Annotated in this window: 10 protein-coding genes; all 10 read left to right on the top strand. The window is 68.9% G+C overall.

Going from position 1 to position 7185, the window contains the following annotated elements:
* Positions 1–339, top strand: a 339-nt coding sequence (locus GT613_RS14530; protein WP_204987386.1) for a hypothetical protein, incomplete at its 5' end; no start/stop codon positions are given.
* Between the two features lie 14 nt (positions 340–353).
* On the top strand, positions 354–881 hold the full coding sequence (locus GT613_RS14525) for a DUF669 domain-containing protein (protein WP_114550733.1): 528 nt from the start codon (positions 354–356) through the stop codon (positions 879–881).
* Complete coding sequence (locus GT613_RS14520) at positions 881–2527, top strand: DEAD/DEAH box helicase (RefSeq protein ID WP_114550734.1); 1647 nt, start codon at positions 881–883, stop codon at positions 2525–2527. The genes GT613_RS14525 and GT613_RS14520 overlap by 1 nt, the downstream gene beginning before the upstream one ends.
* 12 nt (positions 2528–2539) lie before the next feature.
* Positions 2540–4774 (top strand): AAA family ATPase, encoded by a 2235-nt coding sequence (locus tag GT613_RS14515; protein ID WP_161172708.1) that lies wholly within the window; start codon positions 2540–2542, stop codon positions 4772–4774.
* A gap of 316 nt (positions 4775–5090) precedes the next feature.
* Entirely contained in the window at positions 5091–5531 is a 441-nt protein-coding gene (locus tag GT613_RS14510) for a hypothetical protein (RefSeq protein ID WP_114550736.1), read from the top strand.
* Positions 5528–5656 carry a hypothetical protein gene (locus GT613_RS15675; protein ID WP_255459245.1) on the top strand — a complete coding sequence of 43 codons (129 nt, stop codon included), beginning with the start codon at positions 5528–5530 and terminating at the stop codon, positions 5654–5656. The genes GT613_RS14510 and GT613_RS15675 overlap by 4 nt, the downstream gene beginning before the upstream one ends.
* Entirely contained in the window at positions 5653–6042 is a 390-nt protein-coding gene (locus GT613_RS14505; protein ID WP_114550737.1) for a hypothetical protein, read from the top strand. The genes GT613_RS15675 and GT613_RS14505 overlap by 4 nt, the downstream gene beginning before the upstream one ends.
* On the top strand, positions 6039–6458 hold the full coding sequence (locus GT613_RS14500; RefSeq protein WP_161172707.1) for a hypothetical protein: 420 nt from the start codon (positions 6039–6041) through the stop codon (positions 6456–6458). The genes GT613_RS14505 and GT613_RS14500 overlap by 4 nt, the downstream gene beginning before the upstream one ends.
* A complete protein-coding gene (locus tag GT613_RS14495; protein ID WP_161172706.1) occupies positions 6455–6847 on the top strand; it encodes a RusA family crossover junction endodeoxyribonuclease in 393 nt (130 codons plus the stop codon). Before GT613_RS14500 ends, GT613_RS14495 begins: the two co-directional genes overlap by 4 nt.
* Entirely contained in the window at positions 6844–7140 is a 297-nt protein-coding gene (locus tag GT613_RS14490) for a DUF4406 domain-containing protein (RefSeq protein ID WP_114550739.1), read from the top strand. Before GT613_RS14495 ends, GT613_RS14490 begins: the two co-directional genes overlap by 4 nt.
* Positions 7141–7185 lie beyond the last annotated feature (45 nt).

The raw sequence follows: 7185 nt of genomic DNA, 5'->3' as shown, positions 1-7185 counted from the left end.
GCGGCGCCGGCTGCGCCGAAGCCGGTGCAGAGCATCGTGTTCGCGGACGACGGCAGCGTCGTGAGCGACACGGCGAAATCCAAGGCGGCCGGCCTGCCCGACTTCTGGGCTCCCGCGCTGCAGCTGATGGAGCGCGACGGCGTGAGCGTCGAGGAGATACGCGCCATGAGCGCGGCGAAGGGGTTCTTCTCGGCCGATACCCCGGCCGAGAACTACCCGGAGGACTACGTGCTCGGCGGCATCGTCGCGCAGTGGGACAAGTGCGTGGCCAACATCGAGGCGATGCGCGAGGAAGCGGAGCCCGTGCCGTTCGGCGCTCCGGACATGACCAAGATCTAAGAGAGGACTGAAACATGGCAGAGAACGACAAGGGCCAGGCGCTCGACTGGGACGTGACCGAGGTCGTGGACGACGGAGGGTTCACCCTGTTGCCCGCAGGTACGTACGCCTTCGAGGTGGCCAAGATCGAGCGAGAGCGCTTCGAGGGCTCCGACAAGATGGAGGCGTGCCCGCGCGCGAAGGTGACCCTCAACGTGTGGACGAGCCAGGGCTGGGCGCCCGTCGTCGACCGGCTCATGCTCAACACCAAGATGGCATGGCGGATCGCCCGCTTCTTCGAAGGGCTGGGCTTCGACCGCGACCCCCAGACCGGCAGCGTGAAGATCGACTGGAACGCGGCCGTCGGCAAGCAGGGATACGTCAAGATCAAGGTGCGCGACTACCAGTCCAACGGCGAGACCCGGCAGGCGAACGACATAGACGCGTACCTCAAGCCGTGCGAATGGCCGACGGAGCAGCAGGCCGCCGCGCCCGAGCAGACGAGCCTGCCGGTCGCCCCGCAGCAAGCGGCTCCGCGCCCGCACTCGTCCTACGAGATGTGATGGGCGCGGTCGATCTGAGGCCGTACCAGGAGGAGGCGCGCAGGGCGGTAGAGCGCGAGTGGGACGAGGGGCGCGCCAAGACGCTTCTCGTCCTCCCCACCGGGTGCGGCAAGACCATCGTGTTCGCGATGGTGGCCAAGGACGTGGTGGACGGGGGCGGGCGCGTGCTCGTCCTCGCCCACCGGGGCGAGCTGCTCGACCAGGCGGCCGACAAGATCGGCAAGGCGACGGGCCTCGGCTGCAGCGTGGAGAAGGCCGAGCGCACGAGCGTCGGCGAGTGGTTCCGCGTGACCGTCGGCAGCGTGCAGACGATGATGCGGCCGTCGCGCCTCGATAGGTTCCCGCGGGACTGGTTCGACGCGATCATCGTTGACGAGGCGCACCACGCGCTGTCCGCCAGCTACCAGGCGGTGCTCGACCATTTCGACGCCGCCGACGTGCTCGGCGTGACCGCCACGCCCGACCGGGGAGACCGCCGGGACCTGGGCGCCTACTTCGACTCGATCGCCTACGAGTACACGCTTCCGCGCGCCATCAAGGAGGGCTACCTCTGCCCCATCAAGGCGCAGACGGTGCCGCTGGCCATCGACCTGGCCGCAGTGCGCACGCAGTCGGGCGACTACTCGGCCGGCGACCTCGGCACGGCGCTCGACCCGTACCTGGAGCGCATCGCCGACGAGATGCTGGCGGCTGGGTGTACGGAGCGCAAGACGGTGGTCTTCCTCCCGCTCGTCAAGACGTCGCAGAAGTTCCGCGGGATCCTGGAGGCCAAGGGCTTCCGCGCGATGGAGGTCAACGGCGAGAGCGCCGACCGCGCCGAGACGCTCGCGGCCTTCGACGCGGCCGGCGGCGGCGCCGTGCTCTGCAACTCGATGCTGCTCACCGAGGGCTGGGACTGCCCGAGCGTGGACTGCGTGGTGGTGCTGAGGCCGACCAAGGTGCGCTCGCTGTACTGCCAGATGGTCGGGCGAGGCACGCGCCTGAGCCCCGAGACCGGTAAGACGGAGCTGCTGCTGCTCGACTTCCTGTGGCACGTCGAGCGCCACGAGCTGTGCCGCCCTGCGCACCTGATCGCCGAAAGCGAGGACGTGGCCCGCGCCATGACCGAGCGCCTGGAGCAGGCCGGCTGCCCCGAGGACCTGGAGGAGGTCGAGCGCGAGGCCGCCAAGGACGTGGTGGAGAAGCGCGAGCGGGCGCTCGCCGAGCAGCTGGAGTCCATGCGGAAGCGCAAGCGCAAGCTGGTGGACCCGCTGCAGTTCGAGATGTCGATAGCGTCCGAGGACCTGACCGGCTACGTTCCCCAGTTCGCCTGGGAGATGGCACCGGCGAGCGACGCGCAGAAGGCGGCGCTGGAGAAGGCCGGCATCTGCCCCGACGAGATCGGGTGCGCAGGCAAGGCGTCGCTCTTGATGGACAAGATAGCCAAGCGCCGGGCGGAGGGCCTGGCGACCCCGAAGCAGATCAGGCAGCTGGAGGGACGCGGGTTCCGCCGCGTCGGCGAGTGGACGATGGACCAGGCGTCGGCGCTCATCAGCCGCATCGCCGCCAACGGATGGCGCACTCCGGCGAGCATCGACCCGGCGACGTACGAGCCGAGCCGGGAAGCGCGCGCGGCGCGCGTCCCGACGCTCCGGCTCGGAGCCTAAAGAGGAGGACGGATGACCGAAGGATACGATCTGGAGGAGTGCCTTGCGGCGGTCGACCCCGCCGCGTGCAGCTACGAGGAGTGGCTGCACGCGGGCATGGCCCTGCACGCCGAGGGGATGCCGCTGGCGCTCTGGGACGACTGGAGCCGGCGCGACGCGGCTCGCTACAAGGACGGCGAGTGCGCGCGGAAGTGGAGGGGCTTCGGCCGCGGGCCGGACGAGGTCAAGGGCGGCACGCTCGTGCAGATGGCGCGCGACGCGGGATGGTCGCCCGCCTGGGACAAGGGAGAGGCTTTCAGCTGGGACGTGACCGAGGTCCAGGGCGGGCCGTCCGCGCCGGGACGCATCGTCGACCCGACGTGGGTGGAGAGCGCCGAGCTCGCGGAGCCGGGCGAGGAATGGCGGGGGTCGGACGACCTGATAGCCTACCTGGAGGCCCTGTTCGACCCCGGCGAAGTCGTGGGCTACGTGGTCGAGTCGTGGGACAACGAGGGCAGGCGCGTGCCGTCGGGCAAGGGGCCGCACACCGAGACGGCGGGCGAGATCGTCGAGCGCGTGCGGAAGTACGGCGACGACCTGGCCTCGTCCATCGGCTGGAACGACGAGGACGGCGGCGCGTGGATCCGGTTCAACCCGCTCGACGGCAACGGCGTGCGCAACGACAACGTGGCGGAGTACCGCTACGCGCTCGTCGAGAGCGACGACATGTCGGTCGGCCGCCAGCTCGCCATCATGCGGGAGCTGGAGCTGCCGGCGGCGGCCATCGTGCACAGCGGCGGCAAGAGCGTGCACGCCGTCGTGCACGTGGACGCCAAGGACTACGACGAGTACCGCAAGCGCGTCGACCTGCTCTACTCGACGTGCCGAGAGAACGGGCTTAAGGTAGACACCCAGAACAAGAACCCGAGCCGCCTGTCCAGGATGCCGGGCGTGACGCGCGCCGGGCGCAAGCAGTGGCTCGTGGCGACCGACGCGGGAAAGGCTTCGTGGGCCGAGTGGCGCGAGTGGATCGACGAGCAGAACGACGACCTGCCCGACCCCGAGAGCCTGGCCGACTGCTGGGACGCGCTGCCGGAGCTGTCCCCTCCCCTGATCGAGGGGGTGCTGCGCCAGGGCCACAAGATGATGCTGGGCGGCCCCAGCAAGGCCGGAAAGTCGTTCGCGCTCATCGAGCTGTGCGTGTCGATCGCCGAGGGCGTGCCGTGGCTGGGGTTCGGTTGTGCGCAGGGCCGCGTGCTCTACGTCAACCTGGAGCTGGACAGGGCGAGCTGCCTGCACCGCTTCCGCGACGTCTACGGGGCCATGGGCGTCGAGCCGGCGAACCTGGCCAGCATCGACGTGTGGAACCTGCGCGGGAAGAGCAAGCCCATGGACCAGCTGGCGCCGTCGCTCATCCGGCGCGCGCTCAAGACGCGGCCCATCGCGGTGGTGATCGACCCGATTTACAAGGTGATCACCGGCGACGAGAACTCGGCCGACCAGATGGCCGCGTTCTGCAACCAGTTCGACCGCGTGGCCACGGAGCTGGGCTGCGCCGTCGTGTACTGCCACCACCACTCCAAGGGCAGCCAGGGCTCCAAGCGCTCCATGGACCGCGTGAGCGGGTCCGGCGTGTTCGCCCGCGACCCCGACGCGCTGCTCGACATGATCGAGCTCGAGCAGACCGACGCGCTGCGCCAGCAGCAGGAGGACGCGGCCGTGTGCGCGGCGCTGGAGCGCGTCATGGCCGACGTCGGGCCGGACGGATGGCGGGACGTGATCGGCGACGACGACCGGCTCACGGCCAAGCGCTTCCTAGAGGGCGCGCGGGCGCTGCTCGACCGGCAGGGCGAGGCCGCCATGCTGGAGGCCGTTCACGCGGCCCGCGAGGCGGCCAAGGCCCGCACGGCGTGGCGCATCGAGGGCACGCTGCGCGAGTTCCCGCGCTTCGATCCGCTGAACCTGTGGTTCGACTACCCGGTGCACCGCCCCGACTCGACGGGCGCGCTTTCAGACGTTGAACCGGAGGGCGAGGCGCCGCCGTGGAAGCGCAACCTGGCCAAGAAGCGCACGCCCGAGGAGCGCAAGAAGGAGCGCAAGGCGGCCTTCGACGAGGCGTTCGCGGCGTGCGATACGGGCTCCGGCGTGACCGTCAAGGACGTCGCCGAGTACCTCGGCGTGACGGAGAAGACGGTGCGCAACCGCGCCAAGGAGCACGGCGGCTACTGGATGGACGAGGGCGCGATCGGGCGGAAGGCGGCGTCGTGAGCGGAGGGAAAAACCCGGAGGGAAACGCTTCCCTTCCATGCGGACGAAAGGACGCGTTCCCCGACTTTTTCCCTTCCGTCCTTTTTGACGCGCATCGAGGATTTTCCCGATTTTCCCTCGGAGGGAAATTCTCGGCGAGAACCCGAGTTTTTCCGAGGGAAGGAAAAAGTACCCCCCTACGGGGGGTAAAGGTTTCCCTTTCTCTGGGGTCAAGGGGTGAAGGAAGGCGGGCTAAAGCTGCGCCCGCCGTCCTCCCTTCCCATGCCCTTGACAAGCGGCGAGATTCGAACAAATTGACAGGAAGAAGGTAGCATTTATGCATTTCGACAGGATCGTGAGGACGGACATAGTGGCGGACGAGGGCGGCGTCCTCGCCACCATGCGGTTCGACGAGGAGGCCATCCGCGACATGGCGGGCAAGATCGACGCCGAGCTGTTCGACCGGATCGCCGCCGAGCGCGGCTACCTCAGGCAGGGAGTGGACGTCGCGGCGCTGATGAAGATCGCGGCGAAGCTCGAGGAGGACGCGGACTACGGGTCGTGGCAGGCCGAGACCGCCGGGCGCATCCGGGAGGCCGTCGAGGACGGGGACGTCCCGAAGCAGGTGAGCAACGTGCCGTACTGCCCGACATGCCTCTACGACGGGTACTGGTGCCTCGCGTCGGCGGACGCCGAAGGGTACGAGGCGCTGCGCTGCGCCGGATGCGGCCGCGACTACCGCCACAAGCGCCCTGGGAAGGGAGGCGATGCGTCATGACATCGGCGTGGTTGCTGCTCGCATCGACGGCCCCGCTCGCAGCGTTCTGCGCATGGGTGCTCGTCGGGGTGTACGGGCTTTTGAGAGACGAATGGGAAGCGAAGAGGAAGGACGACGACCGATGATGAAGAGCGTTTGCCCGGGATGCGGCCACGAGCAGGCGTGCGGGCACGCCGACGTGACGCACTGCGCCGACAGGGTGCCAGCCGCTTGGTGCAGCTGCGACATGCTGCGCAAGGCGGAGGCCGAGCGGGACGAGTGGAGGCGCGCCGCCGAATCCAAGCAGAGGCTGTTCGAGCGGGTCAGGATGCTGTCGGCGCGCCACCGGCGCGCGATGCTCCGCGCGCAGGACGAGCGGGACAGGTACCGGGCCAAGGCGCTGCAGCTCGTTTGCAGCAGGATCGAGCACTTCGGAAGCTGCGCGTGCGAGAGGTGCGCCGTACGGCTGTCCGGAGGCGATGCGTCGTACGGTTACTGCGCCGCCGTGGTCGAGGAGGTGGACGGGGCATGAGCGGCTGCGACTTCAAGGCGCTCGCGGACAGCCTGTCCGATCGGTTCCTGGCCGAGGGCTTCACCGTGCACCGCTACGACGCCTACAGCACGTCCAGCGTCTACCTCAAGCTCGACTGCGGCATGTGCAACTCGATCAGGATCAGCGACCATCGCGGCAAGAAGCACCTCGCCTACCGCTACAACATCGGCCCGTGGATCAAAAAGCGCTGGCACGACCACGACGGCAGGTGCCCGCGGCACTACTACCCGATCGACGAGGCGGACGTGCTCGTGGCCAACGTGCTGCGCGACCGGGAGCGCCGCAAGAAGCGCTACGGAGAGGCCAAGTACGAGGCCCTGATGCGCGACAACGAGATCCAGGGCGCGCAGGCGACGTGCGGGTTCTGGGCGGAGGCGAGGAAGGTGGAGCGATGATCGAGTTCTTCGAGCCGATGGTGCCGCCGACCGCGACGCACAACGACATGGAGATCCACAGGATCGCCGGAAAGGCGGTTCTCGGCAAATCTGGGGCGCTGGAAGCGGCCGAGGCGAAGTGGGAGGCGCATCTTGCAAAACATGCCCCGCAGAAGCCGTTTGACGGCCCCGTGGCGGTGGAGATGCGCATCTGCTGGCCGACGGGCGGAAAGCGCGCCCAGGGATCGTGGCACGCCGTCAAGCCCGACGCGGACAACGTGGAGAAGACCGTGTTCGACGTGATGGCCAAGCTCGGCTACTTCGACAACGACAGCCGCATCGCGCTGCATTCGACTGCCAAGCTGTGGAGCGACCCGGCCGGCATCTACGTGAGGATGGAGGAGCTATGAGGGTGTACGTGGCGGGTCCCGTGACAGGCAGGCCGAGGCGCAACCTGGCGATGTTCGAGCATGCGGCGAAGCAGCTCGTGCAGGCCGGCCACGTCCCGGTCGTGCCGCACCGGCACGTCCCCGCCCAGGCGGAATGGCACGTCGCCATGAGGCGCTGCGTCGCGCTGCTGACCGAATGCGACGGCGTGTGCCTGCTGCCCGGATGGAGGGGGAGCCGCGGCGCGCAGACCGAGTACCTGCTGGCGATGCGGCTCGACATGGACGTGCGGGAGCTGTCCCGATGGACCGGGTGACCTGTGGCGGACAATCGCCGCCGTACGAAGCGAGGCGATAGGAGG

Origin of the sequence: Eggerthella sp. BIOML-A4, assembly GCF_009875575.1 — a bacterium.
Taxonomy (GTDB): domain Bacteria; phylum Actinomycetota; class Coriobacteriia; order Coriobacteriales; family Eggerthellaceae; genus Eggerthella; species Eggerthella lenta.
This window is presented reverse-complemented; position numbering and strand designations above follow the sequence as displayed.

Bases quoted from the DNA above. Each gene is read 5' to 3' on its own strand.
- GT613_RS14515 (WP_161172708.1), top strand. From the start codon at position 2,540: ATGACCGAAGGATACGATCTGGAGGAGTGCCTTGCGGCGGTCGACCCC.
- GT613_RS14500 (WP_161172707.1), top strand. From the start codon at position 6,039: ATGAGCGGCTGCGACTTCAAGGCGCTCGCGGACAGCCTGTCCGATCGG.
- GT613_RS14505 (WP_114550737.1), top strand. From the start codon at position 5,653: ATGATGAAGAGCGTTTGCCCGGGATGCGGCCACGAGCAGGCGTGCGGG.
- GT613_RS14525 (WP_114550733.1), top strand. From the start codon at position 354: ATGGCAGAGAACGACAAGGGCCAGGCGCTCGACTGGGACGTGACCGAG.
- GT613_RS14520 (WP_114550734.1), top strand. From the start codon at position 881: ATGGGCGCGGTCGATCTGAGGCCGTACCAGGAGGAGGCGCGCAGGGCG.
- GT613_RS14495 (WP_161172706.1), top strand. From the start codon at position 6,455: ATGATCGAGTTCTTCGAGCCGATGGTGCCGCCGACCGCGACGCACAAC.
- GT613_RS14490 (WP_114550739.1), top strand. From the start codon at position 6,844: ATGAGGGTGTACGTGGCGGGTCCCGTGACAGGCAGGCCGAGGCGCAAC.
- GT613_RS15675 (WP_255459245.1), top strand. From the start codon at position 5,528: ATGACATCGGCGTGGTTGCTGCTCGCATCGACGGCCCCGCTCGCAGCG.
- GT613_RS14510 (WP_114550736.1), top strand. From the start codon at position 5,091: ATGCATTTCGACAGGATCGTGAGGACGGACATAGTGGCGGACGAGGGC.